Here is a 26,668-nt window from a genome sequence, read left to right as displayed (position 1 = left end):
GTCAAGCCGGAGGGCGACAGGGCGGAGCCGTCTCCCTCCCCTTCTCTCCCTCAAGGGGATAAGGGAGCGAACGCCCTCACATCTTCCGTTCGGCCGCCGCCGGCAGGTATTCGCTGGTGAAGATGTCCGCCGCCGTGGGCTTTGCCTTGAAATCGTAGGTGATGGCCACCTGGTCGATGGACTTGGCAAGCCGCGCCGGGTCCACGTCGCCGATGCCGTTGGCCTTCACCCAGGCGGTGACGATGTTGTCGCGCAGCGCCATTTCGAGGCGCGCCAGCTCGATGGCCTCGTCCGCCGTCTCGTTGCGCTTCATCACCGACCTGATGGCCGCCTTGGGGTCCTTCGCGGTGTCGATGAGGCCCTTGATGGTGGCCTTCACGAAGCCCTTAACCACGTCCGGGTGGGCCTTGGCATAGTCCGGGTTCACCATGATGGCGTTACCGTAGAGCACGAGGCCATATTTGGACATGAGCATCACCACGATGTCGTCCGCCGGCACGCCCTTCTGGCGCAGATTGAAGTAAGAGGAGAAGGAGAAGCCGGTGATGGCGTCCACCTGCCCGGCCGCCAGCATGGGCTCGCGCACCGGGAAGCCGACGTTCTCGATCTTCACCTTCTCGGCGTCGATGCCGTTCTCCTTCACGAAGGCCTTCCACTGGGCGAAGGCGCCATCGGGGGCCGGGGCGCCCAGGGTCCTGCCCTCCAGGTCCTTCGGCTTGGCGATGCCGGTCTTCTTCAGGGTGACGATGGAGAAGGGCGGCTCATCATAGACCATGAGAACGGCCGTGACCTTCTTGTCCGGGTTCTGGTCCCGGAACTTCATCAGCGAGTTGATGTCGAAGAAGCCGATGGGATAGGTGCCCGCCGCCACCCGGGCGATGCCCGCCACCGAGCCGGGGCCGGAATCGATGGTGACGTTCAGGCCCTCGGCCTTGTAATAGCCCTTGTCCAGCGCCACGAAATAAGGTGCGGACGGCCCCTCGAACTTCCAGTCCAGGGCGAACTTCACGTCCGTTTCGGCCGCGGCCGGGGCCACCGCGAGGGCGGCGAGGGCGGCAGCGAAAACACACCGCATCAAGGTCATTGGAAAGCTCCTTCGGGCGGCCCCGCCCAGGCATTCCGGCCCGGGCATTCCGGTACGGACGCCGTTCGCGCGACCTGCTGCAACCCATGTGCCAGCGCCAACGTCTGCACCGACCGCTGGATCTTGCGGCGTGCCCCGCCCGAGAATGGGGCATTTTGCCTAACTATTGAACATATTGATGCATCCATAGGCGATTTCCTGGCGAGGTGCGCACCCGCTTCAGGGCAACGGCCTCACCGAAGGCGCCGCGTGCGGCCACCGGCCGGCAAGGGTCCCGCGGCGGAGATCGCACGCAGTGGGATCGCGCGGGGGTGGATGGCGCGTCTGGACATGGGCGGCAACCTCGGCCATGCCGGTCCATGGCTCATCCATTCCGCCAGCCGAAGGGGGTCCGGCATCATGGGGACGAAGCGCGTGCTCATGGCCTGGGAACGGGGGGCCGGCTTCGGCCATTCCACGCAGATGGCGCGCCTGGGTGTCCAGCTGCAGGCCGCGGGGGTGGAGGTGGTGGCGGCGGTGCGCCGTGCCGAGCTGTGCGGCCCGCTGGTTGCCGCCGGCATCCGCCTGGTGCGGGCGCCCGCCTGGCCCGCCCCGGCGCCCGGGCCGCACAATAATGCCGCGCGAGCCTCGGCGACACTCACCGACACCCTGGCTTCCGCGGGCCTGAGCGATCCGGCAAGCGTGCAGGCGGTGCTGGCCGGCTGGCGGGCCATCTTCGACGCCGAGCGGCCCGACCTTCTGGTGTGCGACTATGCACCCCTTGCCGCCCCCGCCGCCCGCGGCCTCTGCCCGGTGATGCAGGTGGGCACCGCCTATTGCCTGCCGCCGGCGGAAGCCGAGGACCTGCCGGTGCTCCATGAGTTCACCCCCCGCCTTTACCGGGACCGGGACCTGCTGGCCGCCGTCAACACCGCCCTCGATGCCACCGGCCTGGCACCGCTGGAGCGCATCGGCGGCCTGTTTGCCGGCGACGACGTGTTCGTGCGCAGCTTTCCCCTGCTCGACCCCTATGCGGACATGCGGGCGAACGAGGCCGAAGGGCCCATCCTGAATGCCCCCATCGCCGAGCGGCGGGCGGATGCGCGCGGCATCTTCGCTTATCTCCACCTGGATGTGGCGTCGCGGCCGGACGTGGCCCAGGCGCTGCACGCCCTCGGGCGCAGCCTGGAAATCCATGTTCCCGGCGCCGGCGCCGCCATCACCGCGCCGCTGCGCGCCGCCGGCGCCCGCGTGCACGAGCAAGCGGCGCCCATCGCGCAGGTGCTGGCGCGCAGCCGCCTGCTGCTGCACCAGGGCAGCGCCGGCATCGCCAGCGAAGCGCTGCTGGCGGGCGTTCCGCAGCTGACCCTGAGTATCCACGCGGAGCATTATTTCAATGGCGAGGCGCTGGCGGCCGCGGGCGTGGGCCGCAACGTGCCCCTCTTCGACCCCCGCAGCCGCATCGCCGTGGAAACCATCGCCGCGCTTAACACCGATCCCGACATCGGCTTCATGGCGGAGGCCGCCGGGCGGATCTACCGCACGCTGATGGACGCCAACCCGCTCGACACCCTCACCCGGCGCTGCCTCGCCCTGCTGTGAGGGGCCCGCCGGAGAGACTCCGGCGGCGCAACCGCCCCGCCGGCGCGCGCCTTTTCAGTTGCGGCCCGGCAGCAGGCCGCCCAGAAAGCCCCCCAGCCCACCGGGCAGACCCGGACCGCCGCCATAGCCGCCGGGACCCGTGCCCGGGAAGCCCGGCCCGGGCAGGCTCATGCCACCGCCATAGCCGTAGGGCGGCGGGCCGACGGGAATGGCCACATTGCTTTGGTTCTGCTGCGCAGCCTGCTGGGCGATGGTGTCGGCCTCGCCCTCCAGCCGGGTGTTCACATAATTGCAGGCGGCCGCCGCCAGATCGAGGGTGGTCTGGCCCTGCGCCGGCGCGGCGCAGGGATGGCTTGCGCCCGTGTCGAGGCCGGCGAGGTCCGGCGTCGGCTCCGGCCGCCCGCCATTCTGGCCGATGCGGCTGCGGGTCTGGGCGATGATGGCGTCAAGCTGGGCCTGGGAGACGCGCACCGGGCCGGAAATGCCGCCCCGGCCTACCGTGACCATGAAGCCCGGCCGGCGCACCACCACCGTTTCACCCGACGGGCCGACCACCGTGAGGGTGCCAAACTGCAGGATGGCCTGCGTCTCGCCGTCCCGGTGCAGGATGGCGGCGACGCCGCCGCGGATGCCGATGGTGGCGACGGGGGTCTTCACCTGCGCCCCGCCGGTGTGGCTGGCATTGCCGCCCACGAAACGTACCGCCCCCTTGGTGAGGGACACCGCCATGGAGCCGGTCTTGGCGTTGGGATCGTAGACGAACTCGTCGATCAGCAGATTGGAGCTGGGGCCGATGTTGAGCGTGGTCTTGTCCACGAACAGCACCTGCACGCTGCCCGAGGCGCTGGTCTCGATGCGCTCGCGGTGGATGATGCGGGCGCCCAGCTCCAGCACGCGGGCGCCGGAGGCGGTGGAGCGGGGATTGACGGCGGCGGCGGTTCCCACCGCCTGCTGGCCGAGGGCGGGGCCGGATGCCGCCACCAGGGCGAGCGAGGCGGCCGAGGCCAGGAACTGGCCAAGACGACGGGTGCGGGGGCTGACGGGCATGGTGCGTTGCTCCTCAGAACCGCACGTTCGGGCCGACCGAAACGCTGAAATTGTCGAAAGCGTAATTGGGCAGGGTCGAGTCCGACCAGCTGTACTGGACCTGGGTCAGCAGGCCCCATTGCTCATAGACCGGCACGTCGAGGGCGAAGCCCACGCGATATTGGTTGTCGGTCTGGGTGATCAGGTTGGTGATGAAGGGGTTGGGCGCGTCGTAGCTGTAGCGCGAATAGCCGATGCTCGGGATCGCCACCCAGCGCCGGATGCCCCACAGGCCCTGGAATTCGATGGGCAGGGCCAGGTCGATGGCGAAATTGTCGTAGCCATACCAGGGCAGCTCGCCGCTGGCGTCGTTATAGGCGAGGCGCGCCCGCCACCTGATGTCGTCGCTCACCCGGCCGAACAGGTTCGCGCCCACGGTCCACATGGCGCCGCTCTGGAAGCCGGCGGTGGGGTAGTCCGCCGTGTTCTGGTAGTCGCGCTGGCGCACTTCCACGAACGGCTCGGCGGCGAAGAAGGGGCTGAAGGGCGTGTAGACCGAGACGCCGGCACCCCAGGTGCCCAGATAGCCCACCCCGCCCAGCGCGATGCCGCCGGCGATGATGTAGGGCCGCACCGAGGAGCCCGGCATCGCGTCCGGGAACAGGGCGAAGCGCGGGCCGGTGTTGAACTCGGCAAAGCCGAGGTCCAGCTGGCTCAGCTGGAACTGCTGCGAATAATAGAGGGAGAGGTTGCTCTCCCACACGTCGCCGCGCTGGTTGCCGAAATCGTAGACGTGGCGGATGGTGGCGAGGGCGAAGGCGTTGCCGTCCCCCTGCGAGGCGTAGCTGGGTGGCAGCAGCGCGGCCACGTCGTCACCGATGATGATGCGGCTCGACGGCCCGTAATTGGCGTTGGACTGGTAGCGCAGGCCCGCCTGGGCGTAGACGCTCCACTGGTTGGTGGAAAGCCGGCGGTCGATCTCCACCAGATAGGCGGCGATATTCTGCCGCTCCGCCTCGCTCAGGGCCGGCGACTGGGAGATGGGCGTGAAATAGGCGCGGGCGGATTCATAGGCGCCCAGCCGGTAATAGAGCCGGCCCAGCTCCAGCTTCACCCGCACCAGCTGCGGATTGTAGAACAGGATGCGCTCGTAGACGCCGATGGCGGCTTCATAATCGCCCACCGCCACGGCGCGCTGGGCGAGCCGGAACGCGAGGTCCACGTCCGCCGGCCGCTGCATGGACTGATGGAACAGCGCATTGAACTGCGGGTCGGCGTCCGCCACCGCGGTGAGCTGCTGCGCCGCGGCGGTTCCGGCACTGCCGGCCGCCAGGGCTGCCGCGAGCACGCCGGCGCATACACGCCGCCCCGGCCCGCGCATCGCGCAGCCACGTCTGATCCCGTTCAGAAAATTCTGCATTACCAGCATGCCCGATATCCGGCTCCTGCTGGCAAGGCCCCGCCCCTTGCCCTCGGCTTCTCTACCATTGCCTTCCGGCAAAAGGGATAAGGCCACACCGGCAAAAGTTGCATTTCGTTAACATTTCCCTGTGGGAAGAACATTTTTGCAACATGCCGCAAGTCCTTCATTTACAACGATACCTCCTATGGAGAGCGGCCGCGCTTCGGCGGCCCTGGCGGCATCGCACGGGCGCCGGGGCGCGCCCCTCCGGCATCGGCGCCGCGCATTCTGACATTGCATGGATGCAATGAGTTGGCGATTTAACTCCGTCAGACATTGCTTAAATTGACATCCAACGCCGGCCCAGACGGTCCGGCCAGGAGATCCACCCCATGCGCAGCACCGGCCTTCACCATGTCACCGCCATTGCCGGCCCCGCCCGCCGCAACCTCGACTTCTACACCCGCATCCTCGGGTTGCGGCTGGTGAAGAAGACCGTCAATTTCGATGATCCGGGCACCTATCATTTCTATTTCGGCGACGCCGCCGGAAGCCCCGGCTCCATCCTCACCTTCTTCCCCTGGGAGCATGCCGCGGAAGGGCGGGCGGGGGTGGGCGAGACGCAGGAAACCGCATTCCGCATTCCCGAGGCCTCCATCGGCTTCTGGAGCGGGCGGCTGGTGGCCCTGGGCCTTTCGCCCGACCTGCCGGAGAAGCGCTTCGGCGCCACCGTGCTCGTCTTCAAGGACCCGGACGGAATGCGCCTGGCGCTGGTCGGCGTGCCCGGCATCGAGGCCGAACCCGCCTGGGGCGGCGGCGAGGTGCCGCAGGAACATGCCATCCGCGGCATGCATTCGGTCACCCTGCTGCTGAAGGAGGCCGGCCCCACTGCCGCCATCCTCACCGACGTGTTCGGCTTTGAGGAAACCGGGCGGGAAGGAACCCGCATCCGCTATGCCGCCAGGGGCACGGCGGTGGGCGGCATTGTGGACATCCGCGAGGCCGGCGGCTTCCTGCCGGGCCGGCAGGGGCGCGGCAGCGTGCACCACATCGCCTTCCGCGCCGCCGACGATGCCGCACAGGCGCAGATGGCGGAGCGGCTGACCACGCAGCACGGGCTGGGCGTCACCGGCCAGCGCGACCGCAACTATTTCCGCTCGGTCTATTTCCGCGAGCCGGGCGGGGTGCTGTTCGAGATCGCCACCGACGCCCCCGGCTTCGCCGTGGACGAGGCCCCCGAAAGCCTGGGCGAGGCCCTGAAGCTGCCCGCCCAGTATGAGGCGCACCGCAGCGAGATCGAGGCGGTCCTGCCCGCCGTCGCCTGAACCCCCTTCCCGGCCGCCCGCCCCGGCGGCCGGGACCCCTGCCTGTCGGGGGATCGCCCCCGCGAGAGCCGAGCCATGATCACCCAGCACACCGCCACCCAGCACACCGCCACGGGCGCCCGCGCGCCTCTTTCCTTCACCCATCGCTATGTTCCGGCCACCAATCCGGCGACGCGTCCGCTGCTGCTGCTGCACGGCACCGGCGGCGACGAGAACGACCTTCTGCCCCTCGGCCGCATGATGGCGCCCGGCGCCGCTTTGCTCTCGCCCCGCGGGCAGGTGAGCGAAGCCGGCATGCCGCGCTTCTTCCGCCGCCTCGCCGAAGGCGTGTTCGACGAGGCGGACGTGGCCCGGCGCGCCGGCGAGCTGGCGGATTTCATCGCCGCGGCGCGCGCCGCCTATGGCCTTGCCGCGCCAATCGCGGTGGGCTTTTCCAATGGCGCCAACATCGCCGCCGCCGTGCTGATGCTGCGGCCGGAGGCGCTGGCCGGCGCGGTGCTGCTGCGGGCCATGGTGCCCCTCTCGCAGCCGCCGCACGGCGCGCTGCCCGCCACCCCGGTGCTGATGCTGTCCGGCCGCATGGACCCCATCGTGCCGCAGGACAATGCCCAGCGCCTCGCCGGGCTGCTGGCGGAACGCGGCGCGCGGGTGGAGCATCGCCACCTGAGCGCCGGGCACGGGCTGACCCCCACCGACATGACGGCGGCGCAGGAATGGCTGGCCGCCCAGGCCGTCGTGCCCGCCGCCTGATCCGCTCTGCCGGCCACCATGCCAACCGGCGCTGCCGGCGCCCCGCGTCAGCGCCCCGCCGTCACCGCTTGGCCGGCGCGGGCCGGACCGGCGGCGGGCGCACCGCATCTATGACCGCGGCGGCGATGATCTCCGCCAGGCAGGCATAGCCCGCATCATTCAGGTGGAAGCGGTCCCAGGAGAGGGTGGCGCGGAACGCGGCCGGGTCCTGCGCCGCCCACTGCTTCATCATCACATAGCGCGGCAGCAGCGCCACCCCGCGCTCGGACGCCGCCGCACCCACCGCCGCGACGAAGGCCTCGTAGCGGTCGAGGTCGAGGATGGCGGGGAAATATTGCTGGTCGATCACCAGCGCCGCCGCACCCGCCGCAGCGATGGCATCCAGCCCCCGCCCCACCAGCTGGCTCAGGCGGGCGGGATCGCCGCCGAAGATGACATCGTTGGTGCCCACCTGCCACAGCACCAGATCCGGTGCGGGGGGCGCGGCGAGGAAGGCCTCAAGCCGGCGCAGGGTGCCCGGGGCGCTCTCCCCCGAGACACCGGCATTCACGATTTCCACCGATCCCTCGCCCCACGCCTCCACCAGACGGTGGGCAAGCTGGCTGGGATAGTTCGCCTCCGGCCGCGAGGCGCCCACACCGGCGGTGCTCGACGAGCCGATGGCGAGGATGCGCACCGGCCGGCCCTCCTTCAGCGCGGCGGCACCGGCCGCCATCACCAGCGGCGGCACCGGCCGGGCGTCCACCTGGCACGCATGCCCGTCGCCCGCCGCCCAGGTGAGGGCGAGAATCGCGAACAGGATGGCGATACGGCGAAGGGAGGAGCAAGCGGCGCGCTGCGGCATCATCGGCAATGTTGGAAGGGGCGGGTGCCGGGGTCCGGCGCCCTGCGGGCTTCGCCGCACATTCCCCACGCGGCGCGGCCTTGGCAAGGGCGAATGCGCAGGGCAGGACGGACGCGCCCCATCCGCGCGCCGCCGGCGACCCGGCATCACCCTTGTGGATTTGAAAATAATCATTGAAAATCAACATATTAAAGACAATCAACCAAGCCCCGCCCGCCCCATCGCCGCGCTGCCCCCTAAGAAGCCAGCCCGTGCTCCCGCAGGCTCGCCTGCAGCGCCCCTGCCCCGCTGAGGTCCCGCACCACGATTTGCACAGCAAGGGGCCAGTGCCGCGCCAGATGAAGGGCGCGCACGATGGCGTCGTTGATCCAATGGTCGCTATTGCCGAAGACGCCGCCGCCGAGGCGGGTCAGGTAGACCTTGGCCGATCCGCCGCGTGCGAAGTTTTCCAGGGCGCAAAGGAGCGTCGCCTCATAGGCGGCCTCCAGCACGAGGCGCGCGAAGGTGGCCCAGAGGGCCTGGGGCACGCCGCGCTGGTAGCTCACCGGCAGGGCCGAGCAGAAGGCCTGCGTCACGCGGTGGCCGGGCGCCTCGGGCGCGTCCGTCACGTCCACATCGGCATGCAGCCCGATCCGCAGCAGGCTGCGCAGGGTGTCCACCGCATCCGCATCGTGGCGCGCAACCGCCGCGTCGATGGCCGCGAGGCCGTCCCTGGTGCACAGGGCGTAGCCGTTGCGCATCTCCCACAAATCGCCGACGGGGCGGCCTGTCAGCGTCGCGAGATGGGCGCCGACGTCCGCCAGCCCGTCGAGCTGGCGGTCGCGGGTCTGGCCGATGCCATCGCCGACGGGGGCGAAATAATTGCGGAAGATGGTGGCCGCGCCGGCCGCGATGGCGCAGGCCGGCCCCTGCGTCGGGTCGTGTTCATAGCCGGCGACGCAGTGCTCCGGCGTCACGTCATAGCTCACCATCTCCAGCAGGTTGAACTGGGACGCCACCTGGAACAGAGCCCCCGCGCTCTCCCGCCGCCGGTGAAGCTGGCGCGCGTCCGCCTGGATGAAGCCCACCGTCAGGCCCGCCACGCCACCGGGGACCACGGCGCGCCGCCGCAGCGTGGCCAGCGACACCAGTTCCAGGCTGCCGATGCCGAAGGAGCGGCCGTTGACGCGGGAATGAAGCCACCCGGCGTGGACCTCCAGCCGATCCCGCGTCGCGTGATAGCCGGCCTCGTCGAAGCCCGTGAGTGTGCGAAACCAGCTCATGGTTGATCTCGACCTCGATGGTGCCGGCATCCCGGCTCATGCGGCCGGGGCGGGATGCGGGGGATTGTATCAGCCGCGCTCCGCCAGGGGGCGGTGGGCAGCGCCCTGGGACAGCGAACCCCGGCAGGAACTGCACGTCGAGCCGCGCGCGGATGCCGCCTTCGAGGCGCAGGCAGTCCACGGTCGCAGGTCCATGTGAAAAGGAAGCGGTGCTCTGCGCCCTCTCCCCTCTTGCGGGGCAGGGCTCCCCACATCGTCCGCTCGCCCCGGTCGGTCTCATGCCGGGACACGACCCACCCGCAGGCGCAGCCCCAAAGGAGCGCGGCGATGTTATGAATCAACGGATGAGATGGGATGGCGGGAGTGACGGGGCTCGAACCCGCGACCTCCGGCGTGACAGGCCGGCGCTCTAACCAACTGAGCTACACCCCCAGGACGGCGCCGGACCGAACCGTGTCGCCGAGGAGAGCGGCGTGATACGGCCCCCCCTGCCCCAAGTCAAGCAAGCCGTGCGATTTTTGCCGGGGATTTATCCACAGGACCCAGCAACTCCAAGGTTCGGGCGGCCGGGACGCCCGTGGCAACGGCGCTTGCGGGCCGTGCGGGCACCGGAGGCGGCGGTGGGAGGGAGAGGGGTGGGAAAGGGCGCGGGGCACCTTGTGGCCCATTGGCACGGCGCGGGAATCGAATCGTGCGCCTCATGGCCCGATCCGGCTCCAGGCGGGAGACGGGGAAGCGGCTGGTGGGCGGTGACGGGCTCGAACCGCCGACCCTCTCGGTGTAAACGAGATGCTCTACCAACTGAGCTAACCGCCCAAGCACGCCCTCTAAACTCAAAAAGAGAACGCATTGTCCAATCAGCTCATATCGCGAGCTGATCGGCGCGTGCTCTAGAGCGCGATCCGATCAAATTGAGTCCATTGGATCGGTGAATCGCCCTCTCACTTAAGAATAGAGAACGCGTTATCCGATCCGCTTGCGTTGCAAGCCGATCGGCGCGTGCTCTAGCCCATCAGCCGGCGCGCGGGCAAGCCGAATCCGCACCGGCGCGCGGACGCGGCGATTCGCAAGGCCGGCGCGGCAAGGCGTGGCGCGACAGGAACAGGCTGGGGGAGCCGGGCGATGCGGCGGGCCATAAGGCCGCCTTCCGGCATGGGGCGCAGGCCGTCGGGCCGCGGAAGGGGACGCAGGCGTTCCCTGGGCCCGAACAGGCTGCTGCACCGCTGCGGCGCGCCAGCACCGCCGGGCAGATCGCCGCCCGAGGGGCGGCAAGCGGAAAACAGCGGTCCCGCCTGGCCGGTGCCCGCGAGCTGCAGGACCGCCCGGCTGCCGGGACCCTTTCGGACGTCGCACACGATGCGTGCGACGCCCGAATCAAGAGGTCAGCCGTTGACGGCTTCCTTCAGGCCCTTGCCGGGGGTGAACTTCGGCGCCTTGGAGGCCTTGATCTTCACCGGCTTGCCCGTGCGCGGGTTGCGACCCTCGCGGGCGGCGCGGCTCACCACGGAGAAGCTGCCGAAGCCGATCAGCTTGACTTCCTCGCCCTCTTTGAGCGCCTTGGCGATGATGTCAAAGGTGGCGTCAACGGCAGCCGCGGCGGCCGTCTTCGTCAGCTTCGCTTCCTCGGCCACCGCGGCGATCAGTTCGTTCTTGGTGGTCATCTGACCTTTCCTTCCGTTGTCAGAACGCGAATCGTGGAGGGGCAAGCCCCGACGAACGGCGCGAGCATCACGGAAATTAAGGCTTTTGCAAGCGCGGTCGGCGCCAAACCCGCATCAATGCACGATTTCCCGGTGTGCGCCTGCGAAGAAGGAGGGGCGGCTGCGCCCGGCGCACGGCCCCTACGAAATGAGTAAGCCCTTGAAAACATTAAGGGCGTGTGACACTTCCCCGACAGTGCGGGGAGAAGTGGCAACACGCCCTCAATTTTTGAGATGAAAAGCGGGCTTGCGGCCGGACCCACAAGGAATCCGGCCGCCCGGGGCTCAGTGGGCGATGATGCCGGAGGCCTCTTCGCCGCCCACCGGGGCATTCACCGGGCGCTCCTCCCAGGTGATGGGCTCCGGCGGACGCACCAAGGCGTTGGCCAGCACCTCGTCCATGCGGGAGACCGGGACGATCTCCAGCGCGTTCTTCACATTGGCCGGGATGTCCGCCAGGTCCTTGGCGTTCTCCTCGGGAATGAGCACCTTCTTGATGCCGCCGCGCAGGGCCGCGAGCAGCTTCTCCTTCAGGCCGCCGATGGGCAGCACCCGGCCGCGCAGGGTGATCTCGCCGGTCATGGCCACGTCGCGGCGGACGGGGATGCCGGTGATCACCGAGACGATGGCCGTGGCCATGGCGACGCCGGCGGACGGGCCGTCCTTGGGGGTCGCCCCCTCGGGAACGTGCACGTGGATGTCGCGGCGCTCGAACAAGGGCGGCTCGATGCCGAAGTCCACCGCCCGCGAGCGGACATAGGACGCCGCCGCGGAGATGCTTTCCTTCATCACGTCGCGCAGGTTGCCGGTGACCGTCATCTTGCCCTTGCCGGGCATCATGAGGCCCTCGATGGTGAGCAGCTCGCCGCCCACCTCGGTCCAGGCAAGGCCGGTGACGACGCCCACCTGGTCCTCGGTCTCCATCTCGCCGTAGCGGAAGCGCGGCACGCCGATGAAGTCTTCCAGCGTCTTCACCGTGACCTTCACCGACTTCTTCTTCGCCAGCATGAGCTCCTTCACCGCCTTGCGGGCGAGGGTGGAAATCTCACGCTCGAGGTTGCGCACGCCGGCTTCCCGCGTGTAGCGGCGGATCAGCTGCAGAAGCGCCTCGTTGTCGATGGAGAACTCCTTCACCGTCAGCCCGTGCTTCTGGAGCGAGTTGGGGATCAGGTGCTTGCGCGCGATCTCCACCTTCTCGTCTTCCGTGTAGCCGGCGATGCGGATCACCTCCATGCGGTCCAGAAGGGCCGGCGGGATGTTCAGCGTGTTCGCCGTGGTCACGAACATGACATTCGAAAGGTCGTAATCCACCTCAAGGTAGTGGTCGTTGAAGGTGTGGTTCTGCTCCGGGTCCAGCACCTCGAGCAGGGCCGAGGACGGATCGCCGCGGAAATCGGCGCCCATCTTGTCGATCTCGTCCAGGAGGAAGAGCGGGTTCGACTTCTTGGCCTTGCGCATGGACTGGATGACCTTGCCCGGCATGGAGCCGATATAGGTCCGCCGGTGGCCGCGGATCTCCGCCTCGTCGCGCACGCCGCCCAGGGCCACGCGCACGAACTCACGCCCGGTCGCCTTGGCGATGGACTTGCCCAGCGAGGTCTTGCCGACGCCCGGAGGGCCGACGAGGCACAGGATGGGACCCGTGAGCTTGTTGGCGCGGCTCTGCACCGCCAGATACTCGACGATGCGCTCCTTGACCTTGTCCAGGCCATGGTGATCGGCGTCCAGGATCTCCTGCGCGTAGTTGAGGTCCTTCTTGACCTTGCTCTTCACGCCCCACGGGATGGACAGGAGCCAGTCCAGATAGTTGCGCACCACGGTGGCTTCCGCCGACATGGGCGACATCTGGCGCAGCTTCTTCAGCTCATGGACCGCCTTTTCGCGGGCTTCCTTGGTGAGCTTGGTGCGCTTGATGCGGTCTTCCAGCTCCTGCAGGTCGTCCTTGCCGTCCTCGTCGCCCAGCTCCTTCTGGATCGCCTTCATCTGCTCGTTGAGGTAGTATTCGCGCTGGGTCTTCTCCATCTGCCGCTTGACGCGGGTGCGGATGCGCTTTTCCACCTGCAGCACGGAGATTTCGCTCTCCATGAGGCCGAGCACCTTCTCCAGGCGCTCGGAAACCTTCAGCGTCTCCAGCACCACCTGCTTGTCCGGGATCTTCACGGCCAGGTGCGAGGCGATGGTGTCAGCGAGCTTGGAGTGATCGTCGATCTGGCCGACGACGCCCACCACCTCGGGGGACACCTTCTTGTTCAGCTTTACATAATTCTCGAACTCGGTGACCACCGAGCGGGCAAGCGCTTCCGCTTCCACCTGATCGCCGGTCTCGTCGTCGAGGGTCATGGCCTCGGCCTCGTAGAGGTCGGTGCGCTCGGTGTAGCGGGTCACCTGGGCGCGGCTCACGCCTTCCACCAGCACCTTCACGGTGCCGTCGGGCAGCTTCAGCAGCTGGAGGACGGTGGCAAGGGTGCCGACCTGGAAGATGGCTTCCGGCGACGGATCGTCATCCGAGGCGTTCTCCTGCGTGGCGAGGAGAATGTAGGTATCGCCGCGCATCACCTCTTCCAGGGCGCGGATGGACTTCTCGCGACCCACGAACAGGGGAACGATCATGTGGGGAAACACCACGATGTCCCGCAACGGGAGCACCGGAAAAGTCTGAGACGCTCCGGCAACGAGCGGCGGGCGCGGCTTCTGGCTCGTCATGACGCAATCCTTTCAAGAGGTGCACGCGCCGGAAAAGCGCAGGACTTAGCGCTGCCGCGCGTGCACGCGGCCGGAGACGGGTGGGGATTTTCAATGCTGAAGCGGCGCGAGCCGCAGGAGGCACGAGGTCCGACCCCCGAGACCGGGACTTTCGAAAAGTAGATGGACACGCAACCTGCCCGTTTCAAGGGCGACCCGTATACGCTCTTGGGGAGAGGGCAGAACGACGCCGCGGCAGGCTCCGTCATCCCCCGTCTTGGACCCACGCCCCGGCCGCTCCCCAGGCCCTTGGGCCGGGAGAGAGGCGCGGGATGCGCGCCGTCACGCACTCGCATTGGCGCCGGCATCGCCGACGCGGTCCGCGTAGATGTAAAGCGGGCGGGCGTTCTGCTCGACCACTTCGCGGGAGATCACCACCTCTTCCACCCCTTCGAGGCCGGGAAGGTCGAACATGGTGTCCAGCAGGATGCCTTCCATGATGGACCTGAGGCCACGGGCGCCGGTCTTGCGCTCGATCGCCTTGCGGGCGATGGCGCCGAGGGCCTCCTCGTGGATGGTCAGGTCCACGCTCTCCATCTCGAACAGCCGCTGATACTGCTTCACCAGCGCGTTCTTGGGTTCGGAGAGGATCTTCTTCAGCGCCTCCTCGTCCAGGTCGCCCAGGGTCGCCAGCACGGGCAGGCGGCCGATGAACTCGGGGATGAGGCCGTACTTCAGCAGATCCTCGGGCTCCACCTCGCGGAACACCTCGCCGGGGCGGCGATCCTCGGGCGGGGCCACCTTGGCCTGGAAGCCGATGGAGGTGGAGCCCTTGGCCCGGGAGGAGATGATCTTGTCGAGGCCGGCGAAGGCGCCGCCGCAGATGAACAGGATGTTGGTGGTGTCCACCTGCAGGAATTCCTGCTGGGGATGCTTGCGCCCGCCCTGGGGGGGAACGGAAGCCACCGTGCCTTCCATGATCTTCAGCAGCGCCTGCTGCACGCCCTCACCCGACACGTCGCGGGTGATGGAGGGATTGTCGGATTTGCGACTGATCTTGTCGATCTCGTCGATATAGACGATGCCGCGCTGCGCCCGCTCCACATTGTAGTCGGCCGACTGCAGCAGCTTGAGGATGATGTTCTCCACGTCCTCGCCCACGTAGCCGGCTTCGGTCAGCGTGGTGGCGTCGGCCATGGTGAAGGGCACGTCGAGGATGCGCGCCAGCGTCTGCGCCAACAGGGTCTTGCCCGAGCCGGTGGGCCCGATGAGCAGGATGTTGGACTTGGCGAGCTCCACGTCCCCGTGCTTGCTGGCGTGGTTGAGGCGCTTGTAGTGGTTGTGCACCGCCACCGAGAGGACCTTCTTCGCGTGGTCCTGGCCGATGACATAGTCATCGAGGACCTTGCGGATCTCCTTCGGGGTCGGGATGCCATCCCGCGACTTCACCAGCGAGGACTTGGACTCTTCCCGGATGATGTCCATGCACAACTCGACGCATTCGTCGCAGATGAACACGGTGGGTCCGGCGATGAGCTTCCTGACCTCATGCTGGCTCTTGCCGCAGAACGAGCAATAAAGCGTGTTCTTGCTGTCGCTGCCGCCGGTCTTGCTCATCTTCGTCTCCTACGATTCTACCGAAACGGACACAAACGCGCCCATGTCGCTAGGATCCACATGGGGATTGGACGAAGCAAAAACCTCGCCAATCCCGAATTGGTGATCGGACCTGGGAGCCAATCACCCTGAGGCGACGTGATCAAGGCAGGGGAAGCGGAATTCCCCACAAAGCGCCACGCAGGCTGTGCGCGAGGCACCCCGGGCAACCCTGCCGTAACGGAATGCTCCATTCCGGCCGTGCCTGCCCCTACCACGTCGTCCGCCCTATCCTGAGCCGAAGGGTCCTTCCAGACTCTGAAGGTCCCCAACGCATCGGCCCCCGTTCCTGGGAGGAACGGGGGCCGACAAATCGGCATCCGATGCCGGCTTAACGACATGCAAGCGCGATCTTGCACTGCACGCAAGGGGGGGAATTTCGAGAACGCCCCCCAAGGCGTGTCCGTCAGGCCGCCTTGGAGGTCTCGTCGGTCGGGCGCTTGTCGATCACGGAATCGATAAGCCCGAACTCCTTGGCTGCCTCGGAGGTGAGGAAGTTGTCGCGCTCCAGCGCATCCTCGATGGCCTTCAGCGGCTGGCCGGTGTGCTTCACATAGATTTCATTCAGCCGCTTCTTCAGGTTCAGGATTTCCTGCGCATGCAGCATGATGTCCGTCACCTGCCCCGAGAAGCCGCCAGACGGCTGATGGACCATGATTCGCGCGTTCGGCAGAGCGAAGCGCATGTCCTTCTCGCCGGCGGTCAAAAGCAGGGAGCCCATGGAGGCGGCCTGGCCGATGCACAGGGTGGACACCGCAGGCTTGATGAACTGCATGGTGTCGTAGATGGCGAGGCCCGACGTCACCACTCCCCCGGGGGAGTTGATGTACATCGAGATTTCCTTCTTCGGGTTGTCCGCTTCCAGGAACAGCAGCTGCGCCACGGCGAGCGTGGCCATGCCGTCCTCCACCGGGCCGGTGAGGAACAGGATGCGCTCCTTCAGGAGCCGCGAGAAGATGTCGTAGGACCGCTCGCCACGGTTGGTCTGCTCGACCACCATGGGGATCAGGTAATTCATATAAGTATCAACGGGATCACGCATCGTCGGTCCTCGGGGCGCGGGCGGCGGCACGCCAAAAGCGTGCCGCGCGGTATGGTCGCAGGACGAAAGCGGTCCTTGGCCCTCAGGCCGCCTTCTCGTCGTCCTCCTCCTTGTAGAGCTCTTCCCGCGTCACCGTCTTTTCGGTCACGTTGGCCAGCTCCAGAAGGAAATCGACGACCTTCTCCTCGAACAGGGGGGCGCGCACGGAAGCCAGGGCCTCGGGGGTGCGGCGATAATAATCCCACACCTGCTGCTCCTGGCCGGGGAACTGGCGGGCGCGTTCCACCACCGCGCGCGTCACCTCGTCGTCGGAAACCTGGATATTGTTGCGCTCCCCGATTTCCGCAAGCACCAGGCCGAGGCGCACGCGCCGTTCGGCGATCTTGCGGTAGTCGGCGCGGGCCTCCTCCTCGGTGGTGCCCTCGTCGGCGAAGGTGCGGTTCTGGGCGGCGAGGTCTTCCTGCACCCGGCTCCACACGCCGAAGAATTCCTGCTCCACGAGACCTTCCGGCACTTCGAACTTGTGCAGGGTGTCCAGGGCGTCCAGCAGCGCGCGCTTCACCTTCTGGCGGGCGGCGCCGGCATGCTCCTGGGCAATGCGGCCCTTCACCGTCTCCTTGAGCTGCGCAAGGCTCTCCTGGCCGAGGGTCTTGGCGAACGCATCGTCCAGCTCGATGGTGCCGGCCGCGTCCACCGCCTTCACCGTCACCTCGAAGGAGGCGGCCTTGCCGGCCAGTTCCTTGGCCGCATAGGCCTCGGGGAAGGTCACGGCGATGGTGCGGCTCTCGCCGGCGGAAGCGCCGACGAGCTGCTCCTCGAAGCCGGGGATGAAGCCCTTCGAGCCGATGAGCACGTCGATGTTCTCGCCGGTGCCGCCCTCGAACTTCTCGCCGTCCACATAGCCGGTGAAGTCGATGGTGACGCGATCACCCTCGGCGGCGGCGCCGTCCTTGGTGGCGAAGGGGCGGTTGGCGTCGGCGATGCGCTGGACGGTCTCGTCCACCTCGGCCTCGGTCACCTCGACCACCGGCTTCTCGATGGCGATGTCCTTGAAATTGCCCAGCTCGATCTTGGGCAGGATCTCGATCTCGAGGTCGTAGGCCAGATCCTTGCCGCCGTCGAGCAGGCCCTGGAACTGGGGATCTTCCTGCGGCGCCTTCACCTTGGGCTGAAGGGCGAGCTTGAAGCCGTGCTCCTCGACGATCTTGCCGTTGGTCTCGTTGACCGTTTGCTCGATGATCTCGGACATCACGGACTTGCCGTAGACGCGCTTCAGGTGCGCGGTGGGCACCTTGCCGGGGCGGAAGCCGTTGAGCTTCACCTGGCCCTTGAGCTCGTTCAGCCGGGCATCGGCCTTGGCGTCGAGGTCGGCGGCGGACACCACCACACGGAACGCGCGCTTGAGGCCTTCGGCCTGGGTCTCGGTCACCTGCATCGTCTTGCCTTCACATCCTGTCCCGCTTCACGCGGAAATCCCGAAAAAACGGCTGCCTCACCCCACGCCCGCCGACGTCGCGCACCTTGGCGCGCCGAACCCCGACCACGCCGAGATCACACCCGGACCTGAGGCTGCGAGCCCCGGCTGCGCCGGCGGCATGGTGCGGGCGGAGGGTTTCGAACCCCCACGACTTGCGTCACGGGAACCTAAATCCCGCGCGTCTACCAGTTCCGCCACGCCCGCAAGGCGCTCGCGCCACAGGGGGCGACCGGCGACGCGCGCCATCGAGGCTCGACCGCTCGCGCACGCCGCGGCACGCGTCGGTCGGGTCGGGGCTTATATCACGCTCGCGCGCGGCTGCAGCAAGAAAATGGCGCAGTCCACCGGGCCGCCCCGGGCCCGCCGCGCCGGGCTTTCCCCGTTGATCCCACCGCCGCGCGGTCGCAGGCCGGTGAAGCCGCTTGCCCTTTTTCCGGGCGCGTAAGATGGTCCAGCGACCTTGCCAGGAGATGCCGCGTGAGCCCGCCGATTCCCTCCCGACGCACCGTCCTTCTGGGTGCTGCAGCCCTCTCCTTCACGGGCACCGCCGGGGTCATCGCCCCCGCTTTCGCCCAGAACCCGGCTCCCGCCGCACCGCCGGTGCCGCTGGCCGCCGCCACGGGAAGCCGGCCGGAAATCGCCGGCCAGGGCCGGCTGGCGCTGTTCAACGGCAATCTGCCCGGCCCGGTGCTGCGGGTGAAGAAGGGCGGCGCGCTCGCCGTCTCCGTGCAGAACGCATTGGCCGAGAGCTTCTCGCTCACCTTCCAGGGCGTGCGCCTGCCGGCGGGGGCCGCGGCCGTGGATGCGCCGGTGGCGCCGGGGGCGACGTCGCTCCTCACCCTCACCCCCCGGGACGCGGGAACCTACTGGTATCACGCCGCCTCCCCGCCCCTCGCCCGCCGGGCGCTGGCCGGGGCACTGGTGGTGGAGGAGGCCGGCGCGCCGGCCTATGCCTCCGATCACGTGCTCTTCATCCAGTCCTTCCCGCCGGAAAGCGGGGTGCCCATCTTCCCGGTCAACGGGGCCATCACGCCCACCCTGCAGGGGCCGGCGAGCGGGCGCACGCGCCTGCGCCTCGTCAATGCCACGCCGGTGGTGCTGCGGCTGCGGCTGCGCGGGCCGGCCTGCTACGCCATCGCGGTGGACGGCCAGCCGGTGGCCGACCCGTTCGAGCTGAAGGACGGCCGGGTGCAGATTACGCCCGGCGGCCGGGTGGACGTGGCGGCGACGCTGGACGATGCCGACGCCACCATCATCGAGATCGAGACCACCCAGGAGCCCATCCGCCTCGCCGTGGTCACCCCCGTGGGTCCCGCCGGCACCGCCCCCGCCGGCCCGCCCGCGCCGCTGCCGGCCAACGACCTGCCGGCGGAAATTCCGCTGAAGGACGCCCTGCGGGTGGAAATGGCCATCGGCGAGAAGGAGGCGGGCAAGGCCGCCGCAGCCTCCCTCGGCACGGTGAAGGCCGGGCGCAGCGTGGTGCTGACCCTGGCCAACAGCCTCGACGCCCCAGTGTCGGTGCACATTTCTGGCCATCCGGTGCGGCTGCTGGACGGGCTGGACGACGGCTGGAAGCCCTGGTGGCACGACACGGTTCCGGTGCCCGCCAAGGCCACGGTGCGGGTGGCCTTCCTGGCCGGCGCCGCGGGCAAATGGCCGGTCGTCGCCCAGCGCGGCGGTGATGGCGAGATCGTCGCCAGCCGCACCTATGAGGTCACGGCCTGACGGATCGCGCGGGCAGATGAGAGGCGCCGGGGCGCGGCTGCGCCCGGCGCCGTCACGTCCCCAGCGATTCGTAAAGGCGGGCATAGACCGCCCGCAGGGCCTCCGGCAGATCGTCCGCCACCAGGCCCGGGCCGGCTTCACGCGCGGCTTCCCCATGCAGCCAGACGCCGGCGCAGGCGGCCTCGAACGGCGCCATGCCCTGGGCGAGCAGCCCGGTGCACAGGCCGGCCAGCACATCTCCGGCCCCGGCGGTGGCAAGATAGGGCGGCGCATTGGCGGCGATGGCGGCGCGGCCGCCGGGGTCGGCCACCACCGTATCCGGCCCCTTCAACACCATCACCGCCCCCAGGCGGGCCGCCGCGGCGCGGGCGCGGGCGAGCTTCGACCGCGCCTCCAGCACCGCCGGATCCCCCTGGAACAGGCGGGCGAACTCACCCTCGTGCGGGGTGACGATGACGCCGCCCGCCTGCGCCGCCACCGCCGCCAGCGCCCAGGGCGCGCCGGCATAGCTGGTGAGCGCATCCGCATCCAGCACCAGCCGGCGGCCGGGGGCGGCGGCGGCGATCAGCTGCCGTGTGGCCGCCCCGGCGCCGAGGCCCGGGCCCAGCACCACCGTGCCCAGCCGCCGGTCGGCCAGCAGGGCGGAAAGGTCGGCCGCATCGGCCATCGGCCGGGGCATGAGGGCGGCATAGGAGGCGGCATGGAGCGGCAGGGCGTCGGGCGGGCAGGCCACCGTCACCAGCCCCGCCCCGGCCCGCAGAGCGCCGCGGGCGGCGAGCCGGGCGGCGCCGCAGGTCCAGGCCGGGCCGCTCACCACCACCGCATGGCCGCGGTCATATTTGTGGCCCAGGGTCGCCGGCCGCGGGAAGGCGCCGCGCCACAAGTCCGGCAGGTTGGCGAAGGTGGCGGGGCGGATGCGGTCCAGCACCGCATCGGGAATGCCGATGTCCGCCACCCGCACCTTGCCGCACAGGCTGCGCCCGGGCTCCAGCAGGTGGCCGGGCTTGCGGCGGAAGAAGGTGACCGTCTCCAGCGCCTGCGCCGCCGCGCCGCGCACCTTGCCGGTGGCGCCGTCGAGGCCGGACGGCAGGTCCACGGCGATCACCGGCCGGCCGGATGCGGCCATGCGCTCCACCAGCGCCTTTGCCGCGCCGTCCAGATCGCGGGCGAGGCCGGCACCGAACAGGGCGTCCACGATCACCCCCGCTTCGGCCAGATCGAGGGCGGCGGGCTCGTCCACCGGGCCGCGCCAGCCGCGGGCGGCGCGCGCCGCATCGCCGGTGAGGCGGTCGCGATCGCCCAGGAGCGCAACGCGCACGCGAAAGCCCCGCTGGGCCAGGATGCGCGCCGCCACGAAGCCGTCGCCGCCATTGTTGCCCGGGCCGCACAGCACCACCACGCGGGTGGGAAAGGGAAAGCGGGCCACCGCATCGGCCACGGCGGTGCCCGCCCGCTCCATGAGGGAGAAGGAGGCAATGCCCATTTCGACGGCGCCTGTGTCCGCCTGCGTCATTTCCTGAGGGTCGAGAAGTGCGTACACTGTGCTGCCCTGCCTGATATGCGCGGATGATGCTTAGAAAACGCACCGGAATCGTACGAAATCAGCCTATTTTCGCGTCACTCTGCTTAAATAAGATGCAGTCTTGAGAATTCGGGATGCCGCCCTCCGGCCTGGGGCCATGGGGGCGGGCCATGGCACATATCCTGCTTAAACGGTGCCGGCTCGACCATGCGGCGGCGGCCGGGCCACGGGGAGACGGAGCGGATGAAGAAGATCGAGGCAATCATAAAGCCCTTCAAGCTCGACGAGGTGAAAGAGGCACTCCAGGACGTGGGGCTGCAAGGCATCACCGTGACCGAGGCGAAGGGATTCGGCCGCCAGAAGGGCCATACGGAGCTCTATCGCGGCGCAGAATATGTGGTGGACTTCCTGCCCAAGGTGAAAATCGAGGTCGTCCTCTCCGACGATATGGTAGACCGGGCCGTCGACGCCATTCGCCGCGCGGCCCAGACGGGACGGATCGGAGACGGAAAGATCTTCGTTTCGTCCATCGAGGAGGCGATCCGCATCCGTACCGGCGAATCCGGCCTCGACGCGATCTGACGCGTCCAATAAAAACTGCAGGCCAGCAGAAAGGTACCAACCATGAAAATCAAGACGGCCAAGGACGTCCTCGACACCATCAAGGCCGAGGACGTGAAGTACGTCGATCTGCGCTTCACCGATCCGCGCGGCAAGTGGCAGCATGTTACCTTCGACATCAGCATGGTCGACGAGGAATTCCTGACCGAGGGCACCGCCTTCGACGGCTCGTCCATTGCCGGCTGGAAGGCCATCAACGAATCCGACATGCTGCTGATGCCGGACCCGACCACCACCTGCATCGACCCCTTCTTCGCCGAGACCACGCTCTCGATCGTCTGCGACGTGCTGGAGCCCACCACGGGCCAGCCCTACGGCCGCGACCCGCGCTCCATCGCCAAGAAGGCGGAAGCCTATGCCAAGTCCACCGGCATCGGCGACGCGGTGTATTTCGGCCCCGAGGCCGAGTTCTTCATTTTCGACGACGTGCGCTTCAAGGCCGACCCGTACAACACCGGCTTCAAGCTCGACTCCATCGAGCTGCCCACCAATTTCGACACCGAGTATGAGGGCGGCAACCTCGGCCACCGGGTGAAGACCAAGGGCGGCTATTTCCCCGTGCCGCCGATCGACTCGGCCCAGGACATGCGCTCCGAAATGCTGGCCTCCATGGCCAAGATGGGCGCCAAGGTGGAGAAGCACCACCACGAGGTGGCCTCCGCCCAGCACGAGCTCGGCCTCAAGTTCGGCCCCCTCGTCACCATGGCCGACCACCTGCAGGTCTATAAGTACTGCATCCACCAGGTGGCCCACATCTATGGCAAGACGGCCACCTTCATGCCGAAGCCGGTATTCGGCGACAACGGCTCGGGCATGCATGTGCACCAGTCCATCTGGAAGGACGGCAAGCCCCTGTTCGCCGGCGACAAGTATGCGGACCTTTCCGAATACTGCCTGTGGTACATCGGCGGCATCATCAAGCATGCCAAGTCGCTGAACGCCTTCACCAACCCGCTGACCAACTCCTACAAGCGGCTGGTGCCCGGCTATGAAGCCCCCGTGCTGCTCGCCTATTCGGCGCGCAACCGCTCGGCCTCCTGCCGCATCCCCTACACCAACAACCCGAAGGCCAAGCGCGTCGAGGTCCGCTTCCCCGATCCCGGCGCGAACCCCTACCTCGCCTTCGCGGCCCTGTTCATGGCCGGCATGGACGGCATCCTGAACCGGATCGACCCCGGCTCGGCCATGGACAAGGACCTGTACGACCTGCCCCCCGCCGAGCTGAAGCAGATCCCCACCGTCTGCGGCTCGCTGCGCGAGGCGCTCGAATCCCTCGCCGCGGACCACGACTACCTGCTCAAGGGCGACGTGTTCCAGAAGGACTTCATCGAGTCCTACATCGAGCTGAAGATGACCGAGGTGATGCGCTTCGAAATGACGCCGCACCCGGTGGAATTCGAGATGTACTACTCGGTCTGATCCGCCGCGCCGGCCCCTACCGGGCCGGCTCCCGGCCGCAAACTGCAGGGGGCGCCCGTTCGGCGCCCCTTTTCATTTGGAGCGCCGCATGGTGAACGCCCTGTCACCGTCGCGGGGTAGGAATGGGTCCCACCGCAGCCAGGGGGGTGCCATGACCGACACGACCGAAGCCCGCCGCGCCAATTTGCCCGCGTCCGCCGCATCCGTCCCCTTCGTGCCGTCCGCCCGCCTGCGCGAGGCCGGCGACGACCAGCCGGCCCACATTCCGGCAGTCCTGCCCGCCGGCGCCACCTTCGGCGATGTGCTGGTCGAGCGGCTGGGCCGCCGCGACCTGATGAAGGGCCTTCTCGGCACCGCCGCGGTGGCCCTGCTGGCCCCCGCCGTCCTCGCCCCGGCCGTCTTGGCCCCCGCCGTCTTGGCCCCCCGCGCCGCGCGCGCCGGGGCCGCGCCGGACCGCTTCTCCTTCCCCGAGCTGACCGCCGCGCCGGACGAAACCATCCATGTGGCGGAAGGCCACGACGCGCAGGTGCTCATCCGCTGGGGCGATCCCGTGCTGCCCGGGGCGCCGGCCTTCGATCCCGCCGCGCAGACCCCCGCGGCGCAGGCGCTCCAGTTCGGCTATAACAACGACTTCCTCGGCTTCATTCCCCTGCCCGGCGGCGCCGGCAACCGGGGCCTCCTGGTGGTGAACCACGAATACACCAACGAGGAACTCATGTTCCCCGGCGTCGGCGTCCAGACCGCCAAGGGCGGCTTCGCCGGCATGACGGCGGCGCTGGTGGACGTGGAGATGGCCGCCCACGGCGGTTCCGTCATCGAGATCCAGCGCGAGAACGGCCGCTGGCAGGTGGTGCCGCAATCCCCCTACGCCCGGCGCATCACCGCCGAAACGCCCATGGCCTTCTCCGGCCCCGCCGCCGGTTCGCCGCGCCTTGCCACCTCGGCCGACCCGGACGGCCGCACGGTGAAGGGCATGCTCAACAATTGCGCCGGCGGCATCACCCCCTGGAACACGTGGCTCTCCTGCGAGGAGAACGTGAACTATTATTTCTCCGGCACCCGCGACGGCCTCGCCGACGCCGAGGCGCTGAAGCGCTACGGCATTCCCGGCAATGCCTTCGCCTGGGCGCGCTATCACCCCCGTTTCGACCTGCAGAAGGAGCCCAACGAGCCGAACCGCTTCGGCTGGGTGGTGGAGATCGACCCCTTCGATCCCGCCTCGGTGCCCAGGAAGCGCACCGCCCTCGGCCGGTTCAAGCATGAGGGCGCCGCCAACATCGTGAACGGCGACGGCCGCCTCGCGGTCTATATGGGCGACGACCAGAAGATGGAGCACGTCTACCGCTTCGTCACCGACGGCAAGGTGGACCCCGCCAACCCCGCCGCCAGCCGCGACCTGCTGGATGCCGGCACCCTTGCGGTGGCGGTGTTCCACCCCGACGGCACCGGCGAATGGCGGCCCCTCACCTTCGGCCAGGGTCCCCTCACCCCCGCCAACGGCTTTCGCGACCAGGCCGACGTGCTGGTGCACGCCCGCCTTGCCGCCACCCATCTGGGCGCCACCCGCATGGACCGGCCGGAGGACGTGGAGGCGAACCCGCTTACGGGCAAGGTCTATGTGATGCTCACCGCCAACGACACCCGCACCGAGCTGGAGGTGGAGCCCGCCAATCCGCGGCCGAAGAACATCTTCGGCCATATCGTCGAGATCAGCCCCGCCGGCGGCGATCACGCGGCCGGCGGCTTCACCTGGGAGGTGCTGGTCCGCTGCGGCGATCCCGCGGCGCCGGGCGCGGGCGCCAGCTTCTCCCCCGCCACCACCACGTTCGGCTGGTTCGGCAACCCGGACAATTGCGCGGTGGACCACCAGGGCCGGCTCTGGGTGGCGACCGACGGCAATTCGGCGGGCAGCACCGGCCGCACCGACGGCATCTGGGCCATGGAAACCGAGGGCAAGGGCCGCGGCACCGCCAGGCGCTTCTTCTCGGTGCCTGTCGGCGCGGAAATGTGCGGGCCGTGCTTCACCGCCGACGACACCACCTTCTTCGTCGCGGTGCAGCACCCCGGCGAGAGCGAGGACGGGCGCGTCTCCACCTTCGACGACCCCTCCACCCGCTGGCCGGACTTCACCGCCGGCATGCCGCCCCGCCCCGCGGTGGTGGCCATCACCCGCAAGGCCGGCGGCCCGGTGGGCGGCTGAGGCCGCAAGGCCCCGGCCGACACCGGGGCGCATCATCCCGGCCGGCGTCAGCCCGCAAGGGCAATGCCGGCCATGAGGATGATCTCGCCGATGAGCACCCCGGCGAACACCGAGCGGCGCAATGCCACGAAGCCGGCCACGCCGCCCGCCACCGCGCCGAGCCGCAGGGCGAGGGGCACCGCCGCCAGCGCCCCCGCGGGCGCGAACAGCAGCCGCGCCACCACCGCCGCGAGCAGGGCCGTCGCCACCGCCCGCACCCAGAGCAGCACGCCGCTGCCCTCCTCCACCCGCCGGCCGGCAAGGACCGCCAGGGAGCGCCAGATCTCCGTGGGCAGGAAGCCCACCAGCACCACGATGGCGAGCGCCGCCCCTTCGCCCAGCCCGCTCATCGCCGCCGCTCCAGCATCCGGCCGGCCAGAAAGGCGAGGCTGCCGCCGCCGATGCCCGCCACCATCAGGTCCAGCCCGCCCTCAAGGCCGATGGTGAGCGGGGTGATGACGAGACCGGCGCAAAGGGCCAGCCAGTCCGTGGGCGTCTGGCAATTGCGCACCATCAGCACGGTGAAGGACAAGGGCGTGAGCAGGAGCAGGCCGGCCGCCAGGGGCGCCGGCAGTTCCCCCGCCATCTGGTAGCCGGCCAGCGTGCCCGCCATGCTGATGGCGACCAGCATGTGGCCGAGGCCCAGGGTGAAGGGCACCCGCGCTTCCCCGGGCAGGTGCGGCAGCAGGCGCAGGCCCTCGATCCACACGGTCATGGCCACGAAATGGGCGCAGACCAGTTCCTGCAGCAGGCTGCGCCGGGGGCCACGCATATAGGGCGCCACCGAAACCACCATGGGCAGGAGCCGCATGGAGGACAGCGCCACCGCCAGCGCCACCGCCGGCAGCGCCGTGCCGGAGGCGATGCCGCCGATGAGGATGAGCTGCGCCGGCAGCGCCCACACCAGATAGGTGGAGGCGACCCCGGCGCCGATGGGAAATTCCATGCCCTGCAGCAGTGCGCCGAAGCCCGTATAGCTCGCGAACAGCACCAAAGCGGGCACCGAGATGGCGTGCCGCGCCCCGCTGAGGAACCAGCGCACCGGCCCGCGCCCGCGGCGCCCGGGCTCTGCCGGCCCGCCCTCCGCCGGCCGGCGCGGCGCGGCATTGGGCGGCAACAGGGGGGCGGAAGGGTCCGCAGGGGCGGGATTGGATGGCTCGGACACGCGGCACTCGGCTGTGGGGGCGGGGCATGTGGCGGAGCGCCGCAGGATGCACCCCGCCGATGCCATAGCACCCCCATGCCGCGCCGTGGAGCCGCGCCACGCGCAGAAGCCGGCGCCCGGCCATGCGCAGGCGGCGCAGCCGCCAT

20 protein-coding genes and 3 tRNA genes are annotated in these 26,668 nt (G+C 69.0%); 7 read left to right on the top strand and 16 right to left on the bottom strand.

Going from position 1 to position 26,668, the window contains the following annotated elements; all coding sequences use genetic code 11:
• Positions 1-76 precede the first annotated feature (76 nt).
• A complete protein-coding gene (locus ACI7BZ_RS14960; protein ID WP_414117970.1) occupies positions 77-1,084 on the bottom strand; it encodes an ABC transporter substrate-binding protein in 1,008 nt (335 codons plus the stop codon).
• Between the two features lie 315 nt (positions 1,085-1,399).
• Between ACI7BZ_RS14960 and ACI7BZ_RS14955 the strand changes: the two genes are divergently transcribed.
• A complete protein-coding gene (locus tag ACI7BZ_RS14955; protein WP_414117969.1) occupies positions 1,400-2,665 on the top strand; it encodes a glycosyltransferase in 1,266 nt (421 codons plus the stop codon).
• Positions 2,666-2,719: 54 nt separating this feature from the next.
• Here the strand turns inward: ACI7BZ_RS14955 and ACI7BZ_RS14950 are convergent, their stop codons facing one another.
• Together ACI7BZ_RS14950 and ACI7BZ_RS14945 are read right to left on the bottom strand one after the other, a co-directional pair.
• The gene (locus ACI7BZ_RS14950) at positions 2,720-3,712 is read right to left on the bottom strand and encodes a FecR family protein (protein ID WP_414117968.1); all 993 of its coding nucleotides are present in this window, start codon (positions 3,710-3,712) and stop codon (positions 2,720-2,722) included.
• A 13-nt stretch (positions 3,713-3,725) separates the two neighbouring features.
• Positions 3,726-5,039 carry a tetratricopeptide repeat protein gene (locus ACI7BZ_RS14945; RefSeq protein WP_414117967.1) on the bottom strand — a complete coding sequence of 438 codons (1,314 nt, stop codon included), beginning with the start codon at positions 5,037-5,039 and terminating at the stop codon, positions 3,726-3,728.
• 446 nt (positions 5,040-5,485) lie between these two features.
• Here ACI7BZ_RS14945 and ACI7BZ_RS14940 point away from each other — a divergent pair, with 446 nt between their 5' ends.
• Entirely contained in the window at positions 5,486-6,418 is a 933-nt protein-coding gene (locus ACI7BZ_RS14940; RefSeq protein ID WP_414117966.1) for a ring-cleaving dioxygenase, read from the top strand.
• A gap of 75 nt (positions 6,419-6,493) precedes the next feature.
• A complete protein-coding gene (locus ACI7BZ_RS14935) occupies positions 6,494-7,168 on the top strand; it encodes an alpha/beta hydrolase (protein ID WP_414117965.1) in 675 nt (224 codons plus the stop codon).
• 61 nt (positions 7,169-7,229) lie between these two features.
• On the opposite strand, the gene ACI7BZ_RS14930 is transcribed toward ACI7BZ_RS14935, so the two are convergent.
• The 10 genes from ACI7BZ_RS14930 to ACI7BZ_RS14885 all read right to left on the bottom strand — a co-directional run bounded on the left by ACI7BZ_RS14930 (position 7,230) and on the right by ACI7BZ_RS14885 (position 18,035).
• Positions 7,230-8,015, bottom strand: a complete 786-nt coding sequence (locus tag ACI7BZ_RS14930; protein WP_414117964.1) for an SGNH/GDSL hydrolase family protein — start codon at positions 8,013-8,015, stop codon at positions 7,230-7,232.
• Positions 8,016-8,248: 233 nt separating this feature from the next.
• On the bottom strand, positions 8,249-9,274 hold the full coding sequence (locus ACI7BZ_RS14925; RefSeq protein ID WP_414117963.1) for a hypothetical protein: 1,026 nt from the start codon (positions 9,272-9,274) through the stop codon (positions 8,249-8,251).
• 355 nt (positions 9,275-9,629) lie between these two features.
• A tRNA-Asp gene (locus tag ACI7BZ_RS14920) sits at positions 9,630-9,706 on the bottom strand.
• Positions 9,707-10,014: 308 nt separating this feature from the next.
• Positions 10,015-10,090: transfer RNA gene (locus ACI7BZ_RS14915), tRNA-Val, on the bottom strand.
• A gap of 566 nt (positions 10,091-10,656) precedes the next feature.
• Positions 10,657-10,935 (bottom strand): HU family DNA-binding protein, encoded by a 279-nt coding sequence (locus ACI7BZ_RS14910; protein ID WP_414117962.1) that lies wholly within the window; start codon positions 10,933-10,935, stop codon positions 10,657-10,659.
• 324 nt (positions 10,936-11,259) lie between these two features.
• On the bottom strand, positions 11,260-13,677 hold the full coding sequence (lon, locus tag ACI7BZ_RS14905; protein WP_414117961.1) for an endopeptidase La: 2,418 nt from the start codon (positions 13,675-13,677) through the stop codon (positions 11,260-11,262).
• Between the two features lie 321 nt (positions 13,678-13,998).
• Positions 13,999-15,273, bottom strand: coding sequence for an ATP-dependent Clp protease ATP-binding subunit ClpX (gene clpX / locus ACI7BZ_RS14900; protein WP_414117960.1), 1,275 nt, complete (start codon positions 15,271-15,273; stop codon positions 13,999-14,001).
• Positions 15,274-15,718: 445 nt separating this feature from the next.
• Positions 15,719-16,354 carry an ATP-dependent Clp protease proteolytic subunit gene (locus ACI7BZ_RS14895; protein ID WP_414117959.1) on the bottom strand — a complete coding sequence of 212 codons (636 nt, stop codon included), beginning with the start codon at positions 16,352-16,354 and terminating at the stop codon, positions 15,719-15,721.
• A gap of 82 nt (positions 16,355-16,436) precedes the next feature.
• Positions 16,437-17,789: a trigger factor gene (gene tig, locus ACI7BZ_RS14890; RefSeq protein WP_414117958.1), complete on the bottom strand. Its 1,353-nt coding sequence runs from the start codon at positions 17,787-17,789 to the stop codon at positions 16,437-16,439.
• Between the two features lie 161 nt (positions 17,790-17,950).
• Positions 17,951-18,035, bottom strand: a tRNA-Leu gene (locus tag ACI7BZ_RS14885).
• A gap of 273 nt (positions 18,036-18,308) precedes the next feature.
• Between ACI7BZ_RS14885 and ACI7BZ_RS14880 the strand changes: the two genes are divergently transcribed.
• Complete coding sequence (locus ACI7BZ_RS14880; protein ID WP_414117957.1) at positions 18,309-19,556, top strand: multicopper oxidase family protein; 1,248 nt, start codon at positions 18,309-18,311, stop codon at positions 19,554-19,556.
• A gap of 52 nt (positions 19,557-19,608) precedes the next feature.
• Here the strand turns inward: ACI7BZ_RS14880 and ACI7BZ_RS14875 are convergent, their stop codons facing one another.
• Positions 19,609-21,069 (bottom strand): NAD(P)H-hydrate dehydratase, encoded by a 1,461-nt coding sequence (locus ACI7BZ_RS14875; RefSeq protein WP_414117956.1) that lies wholly within the window; start codon positions 21,067-21,069, stop codon positions 19,609-19,611.
• 252 nt (positions 21,070-21,321) lie between these two features.
• On the opposite strand from ACI7BZ_RS14875, the gene ACI7BZ_RS14870 reads away from it, so the two are divergent.
• The 3 genes from ACI7BZ_RS14870 to ACI7BZ_RS14860 all read left to right on the top strand — a co-directional run bounded on the left by ACI7BZ_RS14870 (position 21,322) and on the right by ACI7BZ_RS14860 (position 25,318).
• A complete protein-coding gene (locus ACI7BZ_RS14870; RefSeq protein ID WP_012115561.1) occupies positions 21,322-21,660 on the top strand; it encodes a P-II family nitrogen regulator in 339 nt (112 codons plus the stop codon).
• Positions 21,661-21,708: 48 nt separating this feature from the next.
• A complete protein-coding gene (gene glnA, locus ACI7BZ_RS14865; protein WP_414119174.1) occupies positions 21,709-23,118 on the top strand; it encodes a type I glutamate--ammonia ligase in 1,410 nt (469 codons plus the stop codon).
• A 334-nt stretch (positions 23,119-23,452) separates the two neighbouring features.
• Entirely contained in the window at positions 23,453-25,318 is a 1,866-nt protein-coding gene (locus ACI7BZ_RS14860) for a PhoX family protein (RefSeq protein ID WP_414119173.1), read from the top strand.
• A gap of 47 nt (positions 25,319-25,365) precedes the next feature.
• Here the strand turns inward: ACI7BZ_RS14860 and ACI7BZ_RS14855 are convergent, their stop codons facing one another.
• Positions 25,366-25,707 carry an AzlD domain-containing protein gene (locus ACI7BZ_RS14855; protein ID WP_414117955.1) on the bottom strand — a complete coding sequence of 114 codons (342 nt, stop codon included), beginning with the start codon at positions 25,705-25,707 and terminating at the stop codon, positions 25,366-25,368.
• Positions 25,704-26,522 (bottom strand): AzlC family ABC transporter permease, encoded by an 819-nt coding sequence (locus tag ACI7BZ_RS14850; protein ID WP_414117954.1) that lies wholly within the window; start codon positions 26,520-26,522, stop codon positions 25,704-25,706. Before ACI7BZ_RS14850 ends, ACI7BZ_RS14855 begins: the two co-directional genes overlap by 4 nt.
• Positions 26,523-26,668 lie beyond the last annotated feature (146 nt).

The sequence above is a fragment of the Xanthobacter sp. AM11 genome (genome assembly GCF_047444035.1).
Taxonomy (GTDB): domain Bacteria; phylum Pseudomonadota; class Alphaproteobacteria; order Rhizobiales; family Xanthobacteraceae; genus Xanthobacter.
Note: the sequence above shows the minus strand (reverse complement) of the source record. Positions and strands in the feature narration are given on the sequence as shown.

Bases quoted from the DNA above. Each gene is read 5' to 3' on its own strand.
- tig (WP_414117958.1), bottom strand. From the start codon at position 17,789: ATGCAGGTGACCGAGACCCAGGCCGAAGGCCTCAAGCGCGCGTTCCGT.
- lon (WP_414117961.1), bottom strand. From the start codon at position 13,677: ATGACGAGCCAGAAGCCGCGCCCGCCGCTCGTTGCCGGAGCGTCTCAG.
- ACI7BZ_RS14935 (WP_414117965.1), top strand. From the start codon at position 6,494: ATGATCACCCAGCACACCGCCACCCAGCACACCGCCACGGGCGCCCGC.
- ACI7BZ_RS14925 (WP_414117963.1), bottom strand. From the start codon at position 9,274: ATGAGCTGGTTTCGCACACTCACGGGCTTCGACGAGGCCGGCTATCAC.
- ACI7BZ_RS14855 (WP_414117955.1), bottom strand. From the start codon at position 25,707: ATGAGCGGGCTGGGCGAAGGGGCGGCGCTCGCCATCGTGGTGCTGGTG.
- ACI7BZ_RS14940 (WP_414117966.1), top strand. From the start codon at position 5,486: ATGCGCAGCACCGGCCTTCACCATGTCACCGCCATTGCCGGCCCCGCC.
- ACI7BZ_RS14895 (WP_414117959.1), bottom strand. From the start codon at position 16,354: ATGCGTGATCCCGTTGATACTTATATGAATTACCTGATCCCCATGGTG.
- ACI7BZ_RS14960 (WP_414117970.1), bottom strand. From the start codon at position 1,084: ATGACCTTGATGCGGTGTGTTTTCGCTGCCGCCCTCGCCGCCCTCGCG.
- clpX (WP_414117960.1), bottom strand. From the start codon at position 15,273: ATGAGCAAGACCGGCGGCAGCGACAGCAAGAACACGCTTTATTGCTCG.
- ACI7BZ_RS14910 (WP_414117962.1), bottom strand. From the start codon at position 10,935: ATGACCACCAAGAACGAACTGATCGCCGCGGTGGCCGAGGAAGCGAAG.
- ACI7BZ_RS14870 (WP_012115561.1), top strand. From the start codon at position 21,322: ATGAAGAAGATCGAGGCAATCATAAAGCCCTTCAAGCTCGACGAGGTG.
- ACI7BZ_RS14860 (WP_414119173.1), top strand. From the start codon at position 23,453: ATGAAGGGCCTTCTCGGCACCGCCGCGGTGGCCCTGCTGGCCCCCGCC.
- ACI7BZ_RS14930 (WP_414117964.1), bottom strand. From the start codon at position 8,015: ATGATGCCGCAGCGCGCCGCTTGCTCCTCCCTTCGCCGTATCGCCATC.
- ACI7BZ_RS14950 (WP_414117968.1), bottom strand. From the start codon at position 3,712: ATGCCCGTCAGCCCCCGCACCCGTCGTCTTGGCCAGTTCCTGGCCTCG.
- ACI7BZ_RS14875 (WP_414117956.1), bottom strand. From the start codon at position 21,069: ATGACGCAGGCGGACACAGGCGCCGTCGAAATGGGCATTGCCTCCTTC.
- ACI7BZ_RS14955 (WP_414117969.1), top strand. From the start codon at position 1,400: ATGGCGCGTCTGGACATGGGCGGCAACCTCGGCCATGCCGGTCCATGG.